The 15,384-nt window shown below is 61.7% G+C and carries 15 protein-coding genes; 9 read left to right on the forward strand and 6 right to left on the reverse strand.

What is annotated here, in order from left to right; translation table 11 throughout:
* Positions 1 to 33: 33 nt before the first annotated feature.
* The 3 genes from speA to ACA067_RS02910 all read left to right on the forward strand — a co-directional run bounded on the left by speA (position 34) and on the right by ACA067_RS02910 (position 4,272).
* Positions 34 to 1,947 carry an arginine decarboxylase gene (gene speA, locus ACA067_RS02900; RefSeq protein ID WP_064675709.1) on the forward strand — a complete coding sequence of 638 codons (1,914 nt, stop codon included), beginning with the start codon at positions 34 to 36 and terminating at the stop codon, positions 1,945 to 1,947.
* 232 nt (positions 1,948 to 2,179) lie between these two features.
* Complete coding sequence (locus ACA067_RS02905) at positions 2,180 to 3,493, forward strand: contractile injection system protein, VgrG/Pvc8 family (protein ID WP_497460535.1); 1,314 nt, start codon at positions 2,180 to 2,182, stop codon at positions 3,491 to 3,493.
* A complete protein-coding gene (locus ACA067_RS02910; RefSeq protein WP_497460536.1) occupies positions 3,490 to 4,272 on the forward strand; it encodes a DUF4123 domain-containing protein in 783 nt (260 codons plus the stop codon). Before ACA067_RS02905 ends, ACA067_RS02910 begins: the two co-directional genes overlap by 4 nt.
* 28 nt (positions 4,273 to 4,300) lie before the next feature.
* On the opposite strand, the gene ACA067_RS02915 is transcribed toward ACA067_RS02910, so the two are convergent.
* Both ACA067_RS02915 and ACA067_RS02920 read right to left on the reverse strand, forming a co-directional pair.
* Positions 4,301 to 5,650, reverse strand: coding sequence for an MATE family efflux transporter (locus tag ACA067_RS02915; RefSeq protein WP_497460537.1), 1,350 nt, complete (start codon positions 5,648 to 5,650; stop codon positions 4,301 to 4,303).
* Positions 5,651 to 5,818: 168 nt separating this feature from the next.
* Positions 5,819 to 6,112, reverse strand: a complete 294-nt coding sequence (locus ACA067_RS02920) for a hypothetical protein (RefSeq protein WP_497460538.1) — start codon at positions 6,110 to 6,112, stop codon at positions 5,819 to 5,821.
* Positions 6,113 to 6,415: 303 nt separating this feature from the next.
* On the opposite strand from ACA067_RS02920, the gene ACA067_RS02925 reads away from it, so the two are divergent.
* Genes ACA067_RS02925 through ACA067_RS02940 form a run of 4 tightly spaced genes read left to right on the forward strand, consistent with a single transcriptional unit; the run spans position 6,416 to position 8,711 of the window.
* Positions 6,416 to 6,718, forward strand: a complete 303-nt coding sequence (locus ACA067_RS02925; RefSeq protein WP_150797278.1) for a MazG-like family protein — start codon at positions 6,416 to 6,418, stop codon at positions 6,716 to 6,718.
* Positions 6,718 to 7,467, forward strand: a complete 750-nt coding sequence (locus tag ACA067_RS02930; RefSeq protein WP_497460539.1) for a methyltransferase domain-containing protein — start codon at positions 6,718 to 6,720, stop codon at positions 7,465 to 7,467. The genes ACA067_RS02925 and ACA067_RS02930 overlap by 1 nt, the downstream gene beginning before the upstream one ends.
* 12 nt (positions 7,468 to 7,479) lie before the next feature.
* The gene (locus ACA067_RS02935) at positions 7,480 to 8,103 is read left to right on the forward strand and encodes a DUF4136 domain-containing protein (RefSeq protein WP_497460540.1); all 624 of its coding nucleotides are present in this window, start codon (positions 7,480 to 7,482) and stop codon (positions 8,101 to 8,103) included.
* Positions 8,104 to 8,156: 53 nt separating this feature from the next.
* Positions 8,157 to 8,711: a DUF4136 domain-containing protein gene (locus ACA067_RS02940; protein ID WP_497460541.1), complete on the forward strand. Its 555-nt coding sequence runs from the start codon at positions 8,157 to 8,159 to the stop codon at positions 8,709 to 8,711.
* A gap of 168 nt (positions 8,712 to 8,879) precedes the next feature.
* Here the strand turns inward: ACA067_RS02940 and ACA067_RS02945 are convergent, their stop codons facing one another.
* The gene (locus ACA067_RS02945) at positions 8,880 to 9,734 is read right to left on the reverse strand and encodes a MaoC family dehydratase (RefSeq protein WP_497460542.1); all 855 of its coding nucleotides are present in this window, start codon (positions 9,732 to 9,734) and stop codon (positions 8,880 to 8,882) included.
* A 2-nt stretch (positions 9,735 to 9,736) separates the two neighbouring features.
* A complete protein-coding gene (locus ACA067_RS02950; RefSeq protein WP_497460543.1) occupies positions 9,737 to 11,089 on the reverse strand; it encodes a 3-oxoacyl-ACP reductase in 1,353 nt (450 codons plus the stop codon).
* A gap of 273 nt (positions 11,090 to 11,362) precedes the next feature.
* Here ACA067_RS02950 and ACA067_RS02955 point away from each other — a divergent pair, with 273 nt between their 5' ends.
* Positions 11,363 to 12,640, forward strand: a complete 1,278-nt coding sequence (locus ACA067_RS02955) for an acetyl-CoA C-acetyltransferase (protein WP_497460544.1) — start codon at positions 11,363 to 11,365, stop codon at positions 12,638 to 12,640.
* Positions 12,641 to 12,849: 209 nt separating this feature from the next.
* Positions 12,850 to 13,641, forward strand: a complete 792-nt coding sequence (locus ACA067_RS02960) for an AraC family transcriptional regulator (RefSeq protein ID WP_497460545.1) — start codon at positions 12,850 to 12,852, stop codon at positions 13,639 to 13,641.
* A gap of 13 nt (positions 13,642 to 13,654) precedes the next feature.
* Here ACA067_RS02960 and holA read toward each other — a convergent pair whose 3' ends face one another.
* A complete protein-coding gene (holA, locus tag ACA067_RS02965; protein ID WP_497460546.1) occupies positions 13,655 to 14,692 on the reverse strand; it encodes a DNA polymerase III subunit delta in 1,038 nt (345 codons plus the stop codon).
* Positions 14,693 to 14,731: 39 nt separating this feature from the next.
* A complete protein-coding gene (locus ACA067_RS02970; RefSeq protein ID WP_497460547.1) occupies positions 14,732 to 15,337 on the reverse strand; it encodes an LPS-assembly lipoprotein LptE in 606 nt (201 codons plus the stop codon).
* Positions 15,338 to 15,384 lie beyond the last annotated feature (47 nt).

Genomic DNA, 15,384 nt, shown 5'->3' on the forward strand with positions numbered 1-15,384 from the left:
CGACGCTCTATGACTTCTTTATAGGGGACTTCAATGTCCGTACGACGCACACGCAAAGACGATGGCAGCCAATGGACAGTTGCGGACAGCCGCAGTGTTTACGGGATTCGCCATTGGGGGGCCGGGTATTTCGCGATCAATGACGCCGGTCGCGTCGAAGTTCGTCCGAACGGTCCGGCCAGTTCGCCTATCGACCTGTTCGAGCAAGTCGACCAGCTGCGCCAAAGCGGCCTGTCCTTGCCATTGCTGGTGCGTTTCCCTGACATTCTGCAAGACCGCGTGCGTCAGCTGACCGGCGCCTTCGACGCCAACATCGAACGCCTGGAATACCAGAGCAAATACACCGCGCTGTACCCGATCAAAGTGAACCAGCAGGAAGCGGTGATCGAGAACATCATCGCGACCCAAGACGTGTCCATCGGCCTGGAAGCCGGCTCCAAGCCGGAGCTGCTGGCCGTACTGGCCCTGGCGCCGAAGGGCGGCACCATCGTTTGCAACGGTTACAAGGATCGCGAGTTCATTCGGCTGGCGCTGATGGGCCAAAAGCTTGGCCACAACGTGTTCATCGTGATCGAGAAAGAATCCGAAGTCGCCCTGGTGATCGAGGAAGCTGCCTCGCTGAAGGTCAAGCCTCAGGTCGGTCTGCGCGTGCGCCTGTCATCCCTGGCGTCGAGCAAGTGGGCGGACACCGGCGGTGAGAAATCCAAATTCGGTCTGTCGGCGGCACAACTGCTGTCGGTGGTCGAGCGCTTCCGCGCGGCGGGCCTGGATCAGGGTATTCGCCTGCTGCACTTCCACATGGGTTCGCAGATCGCCAACCTGGCGGACTACCAGCACGGTTTCAAGGAAGCTATCCGTTACTACGGCGAGTTGCGCAACCTCGGCCTCCCGGTGGATCACATCGACGTCGGCGGTGGGCTGGGCGTGGATTACGACGGTACCCACTCGCGCAACGCCAGCTCGATCAACTACGACATGGACGATTACGCCGGTGTCGTGGTCGGGATGCTCAAGGAGTTCTGCGACGCGCAGAGCCTGCCGCACCCGAACATCTTCTCCGAGAGCGGCCGTTCCCTGACTGCGCACCACGCCATGCTGGTGGTGCAGGTGACCGACGTCGAAAAACACAACGACGACGTGCCGCAGATCGAGAACAAGGAAGCGCTGCCGGAAACCGTGCAGTGGCTGGTTGACCTGCTGGGTCCGACCGACATCGAGATGGTCACCGAAACCTACTGGCGCGCCACGCACTACATGAGCGACGTGGCCACCCAGTACGCCGACGGCAAGCTGACCCTGGCCGAGAAAGCCCTGGCCGAACAATGCTACTTCGCCGTGTGCCGTCGCCTGCACAACTCGCTGAAGGCCCGTCAGCGTTCGCACCGTCAGGTGCTCGACGAGCTCAATGACAAGCTGGCCGACAAGTACATCTGCAACTTCTCGGTCTTCCAGAGCCTGCCGGACACCTGGGCCATCGGTCAGGTGCTGCCGATCCTGCCGTTGCATCGTCTCGACGAAGAGCCTTTGCGTCGGGCGGTGCTGCAGGATCTGACCTGCGACTCCGACGGCAAGATCAAGCAATACGTCGACGAGCAGAGCATCGAAACCAGCCTGCCGGTGCACGGTTTGAACGAAGGCGAAGACTACCTGCTGGGTATCTTCCTGGTGGGCGCCTATCAGGAAATTCTCGGCGACATGCACAACCTGTTCGGTGACACCGACTCGGTGAACATCTACCAGAATGCCGACGGCAGCGTTTACCACGCGGGTATCGAAACCCACGACACCATCGAAGACATGCTGCGTTACGTGCACTTGTCGCCGGAAGAGTTGATGACCCACTACCGCGACAAGTGCGCCAGCGCCCGCATCACTGCCGCCGAGCGCACTCAGTTCCTCGACGCTCTGCGTCTGGGTCTGACCCGTTCGTCGTACCTGTCCTCTTGAGGTAAGTCGTCGTTCTCACCAGGTTGTCTGAAAATGTTCCGTTCACTGCGGAAGTTTCGGATGACCTGGTAGGACGGTTCTCTATTTTCAAGGGAAATTTCCCCACTTTTGGCTATTAAAGCCATTCGGTCTTCTTTTCGCGTAGGCCATTTCCTAAGTTGTATTTCGGCACTCTACTCGGCCATGGCTCTCGGCGAGAATCCCCGGCCGCCCCTCCTGTAGAGAATCGCCGATGTTCGATCCAGTCAACGAGCCTTCATTTCGTCTGGATGTAGCAGGTATGTCCGACGCCTTCGAAGTCTTGGCCTTTACCGGTAGAGAAGCCATCAGCGAGCCTTTTGTGTTCGATGTGGATCTGCTGATAGATGACCCGACGCTCGACCTTGCCAGCCTGCTCTACCAACCGGTCTCTCTGCACTTCGGGCCAGCGGGGCATGCGATCCACGGACAACTGCACGAACTCGTCCAGCGTGACCATGGTCCGGCTGTCCGGCTCTGCCGCGTGCGGCTGGGGCCGAAGCTGGCATGCCTTTCCCAGCGCTTCAGTCAGCGAATCTTCAGCGCCTGCTCGGTGCCGCAGATCCTCAGTCAAGTACTCAGGGGGCATGGCATTGCCGACAAGGATCGGCGTTTCGAGCTGAGTGGCGATTACCCGCCCCGTGATTTTTGTACGCAGTACCGGGAATCGGACCTGCAATTTCTCCAGCGACTGTGCGCTCAGGAGCGGCTTAACTACCATTTCGAGCACCATGCAGATGGGCATTGCGTGGTCTTCGGTGATGGTCAGGCGCATTTTCGCCTTGGCGAACTGGCGGATTTCCGGGTCGACTGCGAGCAACCGGCGGTGCGGCAGTTTCAGCTTCAGGGCCATCGAACCGCGCAGAGTGCCGAAGGCCGTACGGACCTGGCGACGCTGCGCAGTGGTCAACTGATGTCGCTGTCCGGCCATCCGATTGCCAACTGGAATCAACTGTGGCTGTTGACCCACATCGAACATCAGGGGAGCCAGGATCCACTGGCCCCCTACAGCAATCGGATCCGTGCGATTCACTGGGAAGCGCCCCTGGTGTCGCCCCATTGCGCAACGAAACCACGCATGCACAGCCTGCAACGGGCTTGGGTAGTCAATGTCGAAGAGTCTCGACCGGATCCCTCCAGGCCGGTTGCCGTGCAATTCGATTGGCTTTACCAGGGCGAGGGCGCGATCCCCACCCACTGTTGGCTGCCCTTGGCAACTGAGCTGGGCAGCGCAACGGATACGCCGCTGAGTGAGGGCGTCGAGGTGGTGGTGAGCTTTATCGAGGGCGATCCGGATCAGCCGCTGATTACCGGTTTTCTTCACCTGCCAAAGGCTGTCGAAGAGGCTGAGGAGCCCCGCGCGACAGACGACTGCCCGCCCGACGAAGGCTTGCTCCGAATGCTGCGCTCCGGCGAGCCCTTGATGCTGCTGTGCCTGCTGCCGGGTGGCGGCAGTTTCACTCATTGCGCTCAGGTTTTCTGCACCTGCCGGGCGGCGACGCGGTTTGGCCGGAGCGGTGCGGCATGATCGCCGCGAGCCCGCAATGGCTATTGCTGGATGTGCCGGGTGCGCCCCTGGCGGGGGCGACACTGCGGCAAACGTTTACCCATGCGCGGTGGTTCTGGTTGTTCGAAGGTACGGAACTGCATGCATCGCGCGAACAGGGTCCGGTTCTGGTCGACCTGGGCTCATGCCCGGCGCTGGCCGAGTTGTGCTACAGCGAAGCGCAACACTGGCGTGGACTGTTGGTCTTCAGTGGGGCGCCGCCGTCGCCGTTGCTGGCGCATTTGCGCCGTATGCTCACGGTCACGGTCGGCGTGCATCACCGCGCTTTGTTGAACTACTACAACCCCAACACTGCCAGTTACTTTTTCGATGCCTGCGATGCCCGGGAGCTGAGTCGCTGGCTGGGGCCGATCAGTCAATTGCACTGGTTCGGCGGGACCTGGGCGGATCGCGCGATCGGCTGTCAGAGTTGGCAACAGCTGCACAACCCGGGGCTCGCCGTCAGCCCGTTAGCCGTCGAAGAAAGCCTCAGCCCCGGTCAACAGGAAAAGCTGCAAACCTGCCTGCTGGAACAGCACGCGTGGCACTGGAGCCAATCCACCGGGGCCGATTATTACAGCCTGTGGTCGCATATGCAGGAAGGGCTGGCGCTGGGTTTCAACGAACGTTCGGTGCTCGATGACTGGTTATGGCTGCGCTTGCAATACCCCCGCGCCGCGCTGGTGCTGCCTTTGTCGGGAGTGACCCAGCAGGAGCGTCTCGACCGCCTGCGCGACCGATGGCAGACCGATCGACACTGACCCCGGCGTTCGTCACGGCCGCGCCGGATCAGTGAGTCCGGCCGGTAAACCAGCCGTCGTTCTTGCGCAGAAACCAGGCAAAAGCGCCAAGGGTCAAACTGCGCAGGGCCATGAACCACAGGAACGTTAGCCACAGGCCATGGTTGCCCAAGCCTTGCAGTGCCCAGGCGAACGGCAGTAACAAAATCATCGTCAACAGCATGCCGTTGCGCATTTCCCTGGCGCGCGTGGCGCCGATGAACAGACCGTCGAGCAGGTAACTCCAGACCGCAATCAGCGGCAGGGCGGCAAGGTAAGGCAGGTAGATGAATGCGGTGTCGCGCACGCTTTGAATGTCGGTCTGCATCTCGATGAACAGATGGCCGGCGAACAGAAACAGCGCGGCAAAGCCCAGGCTCGCCAGCAACGACCAACCACAGGCCACCACCAACGAGCGACGCAGGGCGTCCCGGTCGCGAGCGCCGATGGCGTGCCCGCAAAGGGCCTCCACGGCGTGGGCCAATCCATCGAGTGCATGGGCAGTCAGCAGCAGGCCGTTGAGCAATAACGCGTTGGCGGCGACTGTGGCATCGCCCAGTCGCGCGCCTTGCACGGTAATGAGAAAAAACACCGATTGCAGGACCAGGCTGCGGATGAAGATGTCGCGGTTGACCGCCAACAGCGGTCGCCAGCTCTGCCACAGCGCCAGCGCAGCCCAGGCGATATGGCCAGGGTAGGCGCGCAGGGCGTTTCGAGTCATCAGCAGACCGATCAGTGCACCGGTCCATTCGGCGATCACCGAGGCACGGGCAGCGCCGACCACGCCCCATTCCAGCCCGAGGACGAACCACAGGTTCAAGGCAATGTTGACCAGGTTGGTGCTCAGCAGAATCGCCAGTGGCGCCCGGGCATTCTGGGTGCCGAGGAACCAGCCGACCAGGGCATAACTGGCCAGTGCCGCCGGCAGGCCGAACAGCCGCGTGTGGAAAAATTCGCGGGTCAGTTGATCCAGTTCGGCCGAGGGTTGCATGAAGTGCAGCGCGACGCCGCTCAACGGTACGCCCAGCGCTCCCAAGACAATGGCCAATACCATGGCGAGCAGCAAGCCCTGCAACAAAATTTGCCGCAACGCCGCGCCATCCCCGCGTCCCGCAGCCTGGGCGGCGAAGCCGGTGGAGCCCATGCGCAGAAAGCCCATGGCCCAGGCGAGAAAGGTATACAGGCTGGCTCCGACCGCGACGGCGCCCAGCTGATGGGCGTGGGGCAGGTGACCGATGACCGTGCTGTCGACCAGCGCCACCAGCGGTACGGAAATGTTCGACAGAATCATGGGTGCGGCGAGCGCCCAGACCCGGCGGTGAGTAGGGCGGTCGCGCCAGTCGGCGATCAGGTTGGACATGCAGGCTCCTTGGGGAGCGGGCATTGTAGCGACACTATTCGGAATCTACTGCGATCCATTGTGGGAGCGAGCCTGCTCGCGAAGACGGAGTATCAGGCGAGATCATTAGTGACTGGACGGCCGCCTTCGCCGGCAAGCCGGTCTCGCTCCCACAGGGGAATGGTGGTGTTAGTGGATGATCCAGCTCAACAACCAAAGCCCCAGCAGCAACCAGATAATCCCCATGATGATCGACGCACTCATGAAGGCGCGAATCGCCGCCCACAACAGCATCAACCCCACGATCAACGCGATGATGCTGATGATCGAAGCGTCCATGCCCAGCGCCCGGGACAGGCCTTCGACAAAGTTGCTGCCGGCATGGCTCAACAGATTGAACAGCCCGCTGAGGGCATCGACGATGAACCGGATGATCGAACCGAGTACCTGGCCGAGCCATTCGAAAAAACTTTCTACCTGCATGTGGACGTCCTTGATGACAGTGGTGGCAGGGTTGCCGGACTTGAGGCTTGGGCATGGATCGCAGTGGCGAGTTCCCTGATACCTGGATCGTTTGAGTATGACGCAAAGATTCCTGATCTGTTGATGAACCCCTGTGGGAGCGAGCTTGCTCGCGATAGCGGTCAGTCAGCCAACATCTATGTTGAATTTCAATCCGCTATCGCGAGCAAGCTCGCTCCCACAAAAACCATTCCTGCCAGGCAATCTCTGCCCCTTGCCATCCCCGGCCATCCCCCCGAAGCTATACGCCTTCAGGAGAGCCCGATGAACCTTGTTGAACTGACCGAACGCCTGCACGCCATCCGTGACCGCAATGACTGGCGGCAATTTCACAGCCCGAAAAACCTGGCCATGGCCGCGAGCGTGGAGATGTCAGAGCTGGTAGAGATCTTCCAGTGGCTGACCGAAGACCAGTCGCGTCAGCTGCCAGCGGACAAACTGGCCCACGCCGGGCAGGAAGTCGGCGATATCGTGCTCTATCTATTGCTGCTGTGCAGCGAGTTGGGGCTGGACATGAATGAAGTGGTGAACAGCAAGCTTGCCGACAGTGAACGGAGGTTCAGCTGATGAGCGACCGTCATTTCGATCAACTGGCGACCCGCTTCGCCGAAAAAATCTATGGCGGTGCCAAAGGCGCGATCCGTCTGGCCGTGCTTCAGGCCGACCTGGCCGAAACCCTGCCGGACCGGCCATTACGGGTACTCGACATCGGTGCCGGCCTGGGTCACATGTCGTTGTGGCTGGCTCAGCGCGGCCATCAGGTCACGCTCGCCGAACCCGCCGGGCCGATGCTTGAAGGCGCCCGCCAGCGCTTCGCCGACGCCGGGCAGACCGCGACCTTCATTCAGGCACCCTGGCAGGCGCTGCTCGGACAACTCACCGAGCCCTACGACCTGGTGCTGTGTCACGCCGTGCTGGAATGGCTCGCCGAACCCCACGCGATCCTGCCGGTGCTGCATCAGCTGACTAAACCCGAAGGTTGGTTATCCCTGGCTTTCTACAACCGCGATGCGCTGATCTACCGCAATCTGCTCAAGGGGCACTTTCGCAAGATGCGCAAGAACGACATGGCCGGAGAGAAGCAGAGCCTGACCCCGCAGCAGCCCCTTGATCCGCGTGAACTGGCGGCGCAACTTGAAGGCCTGTGGCGGGTCGAAACCCAGAGCGGGGTACGGGTTTTTCACGACTACATGCCGGTGGAATTCCAGGCCCGCGCCGAATTGGTGGACTTGCTGGAGATGGAGCTGGCCCACCGTCGCCACCCAAGCTTCGCCGGGCTTGGGCGCTACTTGCACTGGATCTGTCGGCCAGTCTGATCGGAGCGTGAAATGAAAAGTCGTTCAGGGTTACTGGTGATCTGTCTGGGGTTGGCGGCCTGTCAGGGCAGCAATCCTTATGTGGCGACATCCAACCCCTTGCCGCCGGCACCGCCTCAGGCGGCCAACACCTTCGACCGCAGCGCTTACCCGGCGCCACCGCGTGATTATGGGCGCTACCGCAGCTGGGCCTGGCTCGATGGGCGACTGCCGCCAGGTACCGCCTGGGCGGACTCGGCGCAAGTCGCCGAAGCTGTCAGCAATGCGCTGGATCAGCGCGGCTTGCGCCCGCTGCATGACAATCGTCCGGCGGACTTGTTTGTCAGCGCCGACCTGCGTCTGGAGACCCGCCTGCGGCAAGTCCGCGATGACTATGGGTACTACGGCGGCGGGTACGGCGGGTACGGTGGGTACAACCGCTATGGCAGCGGTTATGGCATGTACAACACGGTGCCGATCGTTCGAACGTATCAGGAGCAAGTCGTGGTGGTGCGGGTGGATTTGTTCGATGCCCAAAGCGGTCAGCCGGTGTGGAGTTCCAGCGCCGAATCCAGTCAGCGGGGCAGCCAGGGCGCGCAGACCGACGCCATACGGGAGGCTGTAGAAAAGGCAATGTCGGCGTATCCTCCTAATTAGCTTCGTCACCATGAAGCATTGCGCAGGTTCATGTCTTCAACCGGAGAACTATCATGTTCCGCCGTCTCGCTTTACTGGCCCTGGCCGCGCTGCTCAGCGCCTGCGCCTCCCAGGTCAATCATGACTTTGATGCCAGCCGCGACTTTTCCGCCTATCGCAGCTGGAGCTGGAAAGAACCCGCCCTGCAATATCGACCCGATGACCCGCGGATCAAGAGCGACCTGACTGAACAGCGCGTGCGCCAATCGGTTGCCGATCAGCTTGATCAGCGCGGTTTGCGTCCGGCAGCCCCCGGCACCCGGGGTGATGTGAGCGTGCAGACCTACCTGATCGTCGAGGAACGCCAGCAACAAGTGACCACCAATTATGGCGGCGCTTGGGGCAACCCATGGAATGGCTACTGGGGCGGGCCGATGTATAACGAAACCCGCAACGTCAGCTACAAGGTGGCGACCATCCAGATCGACCTGCTCGATGGCAAGGACGGCAAGCTGGTGTGGCGCGGCAGTGATGAACAAATGCTCAGCCGCACACCGAATCCCGCTGATCGCAGCGCGGCGATACGCGAAACGGTTGGACGGGTACTGGCCAACTATCCACCCAGATAAGCATCACGGCCTTTCATGTTGTCTGGAATGGCATGTTGCCAGCGCCCGTGACCCCTTTCGCCGAAGGCGGCAATCTTCGCGCTTTGGGTTTGGTGTGGGGACGTCGCACCTGCGCGTGGTCAAGCCCCACGTTCTGGCTGGTTTCTGATGTCGCTGATGTCGAGCAAGTCAGGCAACAGGCCGCCAATGCCCCACCATATGCTCAAGATCCCCCGCGCCCACCAACTGAAAATCGCCACTGGAACCGGCCGCGCTGGACAGCAATGTCACCTCGCTCGGCAGCCGCACCGGCTTCCTGAACTGCACCGCAAGCTCGACATTCGCCGCCGGCAGATGCTCGCTCAACGCCGCGAGTGTCCGGGCCTTGTTCCACAACCCATGGGCAATGGCTGTCGGGAAGCCGAACAGCCTGGCGCTGACGGCACTCAGGTGAATCGGGTTGTAGTCGCCGGACACTTTGGCGTACTGCCGGCCAATGTCCGCCGGCGCTTGCCACCGGGTCACCTCCATCAGCTCCAGCGTCGATGCCAACACTTCCTCGACAGGCTCGCCGTCCAGTTTTACGCCCCGGCACAGCATCTGGCTTTCAGCTTCCCACAACACGCCCAACTGATCGTCGAGAGTCGTCACCAGGTCAAACGTTGCACCCTTGGCATGGGGTTGCAGGTTCTGCACCTGCACGCTGACCCGCGCGCGATTGACCCCGCCCATTGGCCGCAAGATGCGAATGCGGTTGCTCAGGTGTATCAGCCCCAGCAGCGGGAACGGAAATTCCCGTGTGGTGAGCAATTGCATCTGCAAGGCGAACGCCAGGATGTGAGGATAAGTCGGTGGTAGCAAGCCGTTATCGGAGAAACCGCAGACTTTGCGATAGGCCGCCAGGCGCTTCGGATCGACATCGATCCAGCAGCGCAAGCCCGAATCGGGCAGCGTGGTGCCTGTGATTTTGCGTCGCGTCGCGGCCTTCACATAGAGGTCCGGGAGGCTCGGTTCGCGGTTGAGTGTGTGCCAATCGATGATCATGCCTAAGCCCCCAAAACACTTTGTCCACAGACGCGCAATGCTTGCCCGGTGAACGCCCCGGTGCCCGGTTGCGCCAGCCAGGCCACCGCTTCGGCGACATCTTGCGGCAGGCCACCCTGGCCGAGGGAACTCATGCGTCGCCCGGCTTCACGCAGGCCGAACGGCAGGTGCGCGGTCATCTGGGTTTCAATGAATCCTGGCGCCACCGCGTTGATGCTGATACCGCGCGCTTTCAACAGTGGCGCCCAGGCCTGAGCCAGACCGATCAGCCCGGCCTTGCTCGCCGCGTAGTTGGTTTGCCCGCGATTGCCGGCGATGCCGCTGATGGAGGCCAACAGAATCACCCGGCCGTTGTCCTGCAAGGTGCCGCTGTCGAGCAGCGCCTTGGTCAGCACCTGCGGTGCATTGAGATTGACCGCCAGCACGGCGTCCCAGAATTCCGGGGTCATGTTAGCCAGGGTTTTGTCCCGAGTGATGCCGGCGTTGTGCACGACAATGTCGATGCCGTCGGGCAATTGTTCGATCAGCTGCGCGGCGGCGTCTTCGGCGCAGATGTCCAGCGTGATGCCGCGCCCGCCGAGGCGGGCGGCGAGGGCCTCGAGGTCGGTCTTGGCCGGCGGCACATCCAGCAGGATCACGTCGGCGCCGTCACGGGCGAGGGTTTCGGCGATGGACGCACCGATGCCGCGCGCCGCGCCGGTGACCAGGGCCCTGCGACCTGACAGCGGGCGAGTCCAGTCCGTCACCTGAGTGTTACAGGCGGTCAAGCCAATCACTTGTCCGGAAACAAAAGCGCTTTTGGGTGAGAGGAAAAACCGCAACGGGCCTTCCAGTTGATCCTCGGCACCTTCACCGACATGGATCAGCTGCAAGGTACCACCGCTGCGCAACTCCTTGGCCAGCGACCGGCTGAAACCTTCCAGGGCCCGCTGGGCGCTGGCGGCGAACGGGTCGCTCAAGGTCTGCGGTGCTCGCCCCAGGATCACCACGTGAGCACTGTGATCAAGATTTTTCATCAGCGGCTGGAAGAATTCGCGCAGCTGTTTGAGCTGGTCGGTCTGCACCAGATCGCTGGCATCGAACACCACGGCCTTGAGTTTCGGTCCGTGACCGGGAATCCACGCCGTGGCCATTGAAGGGTCGGTGCCGTAGCTGTAAATCGCGTCGGTCAGGCGATTGGCGAAGGCGCTGACTTTTTCCGCCAGCGGTCCGCCGCCAATCAGCAACGCCCCCTCGACCGGGCGCAGCCGCCCGGCTTGCCAGCGCTCCAATCGTACCGGCGACGGCAAACCCAGGGCCCCGACCAGGCGATGGCCGATGGAGGAATTGGCGAACTCGATATAGCGGTCAGACATGGAACGCGCTCCAGCAGCTGGGGTTCAAAGTGTGGACCACGAATGGCAATCAGTCGTTCGATCCACGAGATAAGGCCTACGCTTGAACATTGCAGCGTAGTTGAACCCGGGTTTGGCAGGATTATCAGCGAACGCAAAACCTGTGGGAGCGAGCTTGCTCGCGAAGGCTGAGTATCAGGCGAAATAGATGCTGAATGTGCTGGCCTCTTCGCGAGCAAGCTCGCTCCCACAGGGATTGGGTTTAACGTTCAAATATTTCATCAGGAGCTTTTCATGACTCAACCGCGCCGCGTCGCGATTATCGGCGGTAACCGTATCCCTTTCGCCCGCTCCAACGGGCCATACGCCACCGCCAGTAACCAGGCGATGCTCACCGCCGCGTTAGAGGGCCTGATCGAACGCTACAACCTGCACGGCCTGCGCATCGGTGAAGTGGCAGCCGGGTCGGTGCTCAAGCATTCCCGGGATTTCAACCTGACCCGCGAGTGCGTACTCGGCTCGCGGTTGTCACCGACCACCCCGGCCTACGATATTCAGCAAGCCTGCGGCACCGGTCTTGAGGCGGCGCTGCTGGTGGCGAACAAGATCGCCCTTGGCCAGATCGAATGCGGCATTGCCGGTGGCGTCGACACCACATCCGACGCACCGATCGGCGTCAACGAAGGTTTGCGCAAGATTCTGCTGCAAGCCAATCGCGCCAAAACCACCGGCGACAAACTGAAAACCTTTCTCCAACTGCGCCCCCATCATGTGATCCCCGAACTGCCGCGCAACGGCGAACCGCGTACCGGCCTGTCCATGGGCGAGCACTGCGAGCTGATGGCCCAGACCTGGGACATTCCACGGGACGAGCAGGATCAACTGGCCCTTGAAAGCCACCAGAAAATGGCCGCGTCCTACACCGAAGGCTGGCACAACGATCTGATGACACCGTTCCTCGGCCTGACCCGTGACAACAACCTGCGCCCGGACCTGACCCTGGAAAAACTCGCCTCGCTCAAACCGGTGTTCGAGAAAAGTGCCACGGGCACCCTGACCGCGGGCAACTCCACGCCGCTCACCGATGGCGCGTCGCTGGTGCTGTTGGGCAGTGAAGAATGGGCGAAGGAACGTGGCCTGCCGATCCTCGCTTACCTGCGCGATGGCGAAGCGGCGGCGGTGGACTTTGTCAACGGTGCCGAAGGGCTGTTGATGGCGCCGGTCTATGCCGTGCCGCGCTTGCTGGCGCGCAATGGCCTGGCCTTGCAGGACTTCGATTACTACGAAATCCACGAAGCCTTCGCCGCGCAGGTGCTCTGCACATTGAAGGCCTGGGAGGATCCGCACTATTGCCAAACCCGCCTTGGCCTCGCCGCGCCGCTCGGTTCCATCGACCGCAGCCGGCTCAACGTCAAAGGCAGTTCACTGGCGGCCGGGCATCCGTTTGCTGCCACCGGCGGGCGCATTGTCGCCAGCCTGGCGAAGTTGCTCGATGCCGCAGGCAAGGGGCGGGGCTTGATCTCGATCTGCGCCGCGGGTGGGCAGGGTGTGACCGCGATTGTCGAGCGCTGAGGCTGTACGCAATACCTGTGGGAGGCGAGCTTGCTCGCGAAGGCGGAAGATCAGCCGATAGAAATGTCGAATGTGCGGACCTCTTCGTCGGATCGCCGCCCGGAGCCGGCTCGCTCCCACAGGGAATGGCGGCAGAAAATAGGTTTGTAAGACAGTGAAACTTGGCCTACTGTCCGCCTTATTACTGTCTTGCGATATAAGGCCAGTCAATGCCGACTAACGGACAACTCACCCTCGAACGGACGATTCCGACGCTGACGGCGCTGCCCCGCCCGCTGTTCGCCCGGGCGGAAAGCCTCAATGCCGGTTCCTGGACACCGTCTCATCGCCACGACTGGGTGCAGTTTTCCTACGCCATCAGCGGCGTTCTTGGCGTACACACCGCCGAGGGCAGTTTCTTTGCTCCGCCGCAGTGGGGCATCTGGATTCCAGCGGATCTCGAACACCAGGTGGTGACTTCGATGCGCGCCGAAATGCGCAGCCTCTATGTGCGCCGCGAGGATTGCGCATGGGCGGACGGGCGTTGTCGGGTACTCGAGGTGACGCCGCTGGCTCGGGAGCTGATCAAGAGTTTTTGTCTGCTGCCGGTGGAATATCCACAGGGTGATAGCCAGGAAACGCGGCTGGTGAATGTGCTGCTGGACCAGTTGGCGAGTCTGCCGGAGGTGGCGTTTTCCCTGCCGTTGCCGCGTCATGAGCGGTTGCTGGGGTTGTGCAACGAGCTGCTCGAAAGCCCTGAGCGGAACGTGACCTTGCAGGAGTGGGCGCAGCGGCTGGGTACGTCGGAGAAAACCCTGATGCGGCTGTTCCAGCGGGAAACCGGGTTGAGCTTTCGAGGGTGGCGTCAACGGATGCGGCTGCTGTCGTCGTTGAGTTTGCTGGAGGAGGGGAACAGCGTGACCAACGCCGCGCTGTCTTGCGGGTATGACTCGACGTCGGCGTTTATTGCGGCGTTCAAGGGGTTGTTCGGGTTTACCCCCGGCGAGCTCTTCAGGCAGTGACGATATTTTGAGCTTATTCAGCAGGTAACGATAATCGTTGGCCCGCCATCAACAACGACAACCGACTCAAACTCATCCACGGTGAACCCGCGGCCTGGCCCTTGATCTGCGCATCAATGCGCTGCGCTTCCAGCAACAACTGCGCCCAGCGCTGCGCGGAGTAGCGTTGCAGAGCTTTGCTCATCAGCGGTTTGCGCTTGTCCCAGATCGGCGGTCGCGCAGAGCTGAAGGCTTTGTCCAGCGGCACGCCCTGGCTGTACTGCAATGACAGGTTGGCCAACAGGCGCAGCTCCCGGGCCAGGGCCCAGAGAATCACCGGTGGCTCGACGCCTTCACCCCGTAGTCCTTCAAGCATGCGCAAGGCATGCGCCGCTTCACCGTTGAGAATGGCATCGGTCAGCCCGAAGACATCGAAGCGCGCACTGTCGGCCACCGCCGCTTGCACGGTTTCAACGGTGATCTGGCCACCCTCGGCCATCAGCTTGAGTTTTTCGATTTCCTGGGCGGCAGCCAGCAAGTTGCCCTCGACCCGGGCAGCGATCAGCTCCACGGCGTCCTGGCTGGCGGACAGTCCGGCCTGGGACAACCGTTGACGGATCCAGCTCGGCAACTGGTTGGCATCCACCGGCCAGATTTGCACGAATTGGGTGTGCTGGCCTTCAACCAGTGCCTTGCCCCACTTGGTTTTCTGCGCGCTGCCGTCCAGCTTGGGCAGGCTGATCAACAACACCGTGTCTTCGGCGGGACGCGAGCAGTACTCGATGAACGCGGCGGCCCCTTTGTCACCGGGTTTACCGGATGGCAGACGCAATTCCAGCAGACGTTTTTCGGCGAACAATGACATGCTCGCGCCGGCCTGCAACAACGTCCCCCAATCGAAACTGGCATCGGCGGCGAAGACTTGTCGTTCGTCGAAGCCCTGTTGGCGAGCGGCGGCACGAATGGCGTCGGCGGCTTCCTGACACAGCAATGGGTCATCGCCACTGATGATGTAGACCGGCGCGAGGGTGCCTTGCAGGTGCTTGGCGAGTTGGGCGGGAGCGAGTTTCATAGGAGAGGGCGAACGGGGCGCCGAGGCGCCCCATAACGCTTACTGCCGTGGCAGTTCGACAGGCGACTGACGCGGCGTTTGCGCTTCAGCCTTCTGCGCCGCTTCCAATGCCGCGGCTTCAGCCCTGGCGCGGGCCTCGGCGGTCTGTTGCAGCTGGTCCAGCTGAGTCGGAGTGAGCTGCTGCAGGCGCAGCATCATGCGTTGAACCAGTTCACGACGCATTTCCTTGCGAGCGTCATTGGCTTCCTGATCGGAGCCCACCAGGTTGTTGCCATCGTGGATAAAGACTTTCTGCACTTCGAGCTTGTCGCTCAATAGTGGCAAGTTGCCCTGGCCATTGATGTCATAGCTGAGCACGGTACTGATCTGATACTCGCCAGTGCGGCCGGCACCTGCGTAGCTGAGGATGCGCTGGCTTTCCTGTTCGCCGGTCAGCATCAGTTTGTAAGGGGCGCCGCTGTAGAGCTTGACGCCGCTGCTTTCCAGCACCTGACGCATTTGGGTCACGGTCGGGCCGTAGGCATCACGGGCGCTCAGGTCGAGTTCCTTGATCGCCAGCTCGGTGGTGCCGGTGCCACGCAGCTGGAAACCGCAGGCGCTCAGCAGAATGGCGAGGCCCATCACCAGCAGATTGCGTTTGATCATCTTGTTGTTCCCCTTGAAACCAGGTGGGCCGATCATGCGACCCGAAA

The organism is Pseudomonas sp. LBUM1674 (assembly GCF_059695635.1).

Bases quoted from the DNA above. Each gene is read 5' to 3' on its own strand.
- speA (WP_064675709.1), top strand. From the start codon at position 34: ATGTCCGTACGACGCACACGCAAAGACGATGGCAGCCAATGGACAGTT.
- ACA067_RS02905 (WP_497460535.1), top strand. From the start codon at position 2,180: ATGTTCGATCCAGTCAACGAGCCTTCATTTCGTCTGGATGTAGCAGGT.
- ACA067_RS02910 (WP_497460536.1), top strand. From the start codon at position 3,490: ATGATCGCCGCGAGCCCGCAATGGCTATTGCTGGATGTGCCGGGTGCG.
- ACA067_RS02915 (WP_497460537.1), bottom strand. From the start codon at position 5,650: ATGTCCAACCTGATCGCCGACTGGCGCGACCGCCCTACTCACCGCCGG.
- ACA067_RS02920 (WP_497460538.1), bottom strand. From the start codon at position 6,112: ATGCAGGTAGAAAGTTTTTTCGAATGGCTCGGCCAGGTACTCGGTTCG.
- ACA067_RS02925 (WP_150797278.1), top strand. From the start codon at position 6,416: ATGAACCTTGTTGAACTGACCGAACGCCTGCACGCCATCCGTGACCGC.
- ACA067_RS02930 (WP_497460539.1), top strand. From the start codon at position 6,718: ATGAGCGACCGTCATTTCGATCAACTGGCGACCCGCTTCGCCGAAAAA.
- ACA067_RS02935 (WP_497460540.1), top strand. From the start codon at position 7,480: ATGAAAAGTCGTTCAGGGTTACTGGTGATCTGTCTGGGGTTGGCGGCC.
- ACA067_RS02940 (WP_497460541.1), top strand. From the start codon at position 8,157: ATGTTCCGCCGTCTCGCTTTACTGGCCCTGGCCGCGCTGCTCAGCGCC.
- ACA067_RS02945 (WP_497460542.1), bottom strand. From the start codon at position 9,734: ATGATCATCGATTGGCACACACTCAACCGCGAACCGAGCCTCCCGGAC.
- ACA067_RS02950 (WP_497460543.1), bottom strand. From the start codon at position 11,089: ATGTCTGACCGCTATATCGAGTTCGCCAATTCCTCCATCGGCCATCGC.
- ACA067_RS02955 (WP_497460544.1), top strand. From the start codon at position 11,363: ATGACTCAACCGCGCCGCGTCGCGATTATCGGCGGTAACCGTATCCCT.
- ACA067_RS02960 (WP_497460545.1), top strand. From the start codon at position 12,850: ATGCCGACTAACGGACAACTCACCCTCGAACGGACGATTCCGACGCTG.
- holA (WP_497460546.1), bottom strand. From the start codon at position 14,692: ATGAAACTCGCTCCCGCCCAACTCGCCAAGCACCTGCAAGGCACCCTC.
- ACA067_RS02970 (WP_497460547.1), bottom strand. From the start codon at position 15,337: ATGATCAAACGCAATCTGCTGGTGATGGGCCTCGCCATTCTGCTGAGC.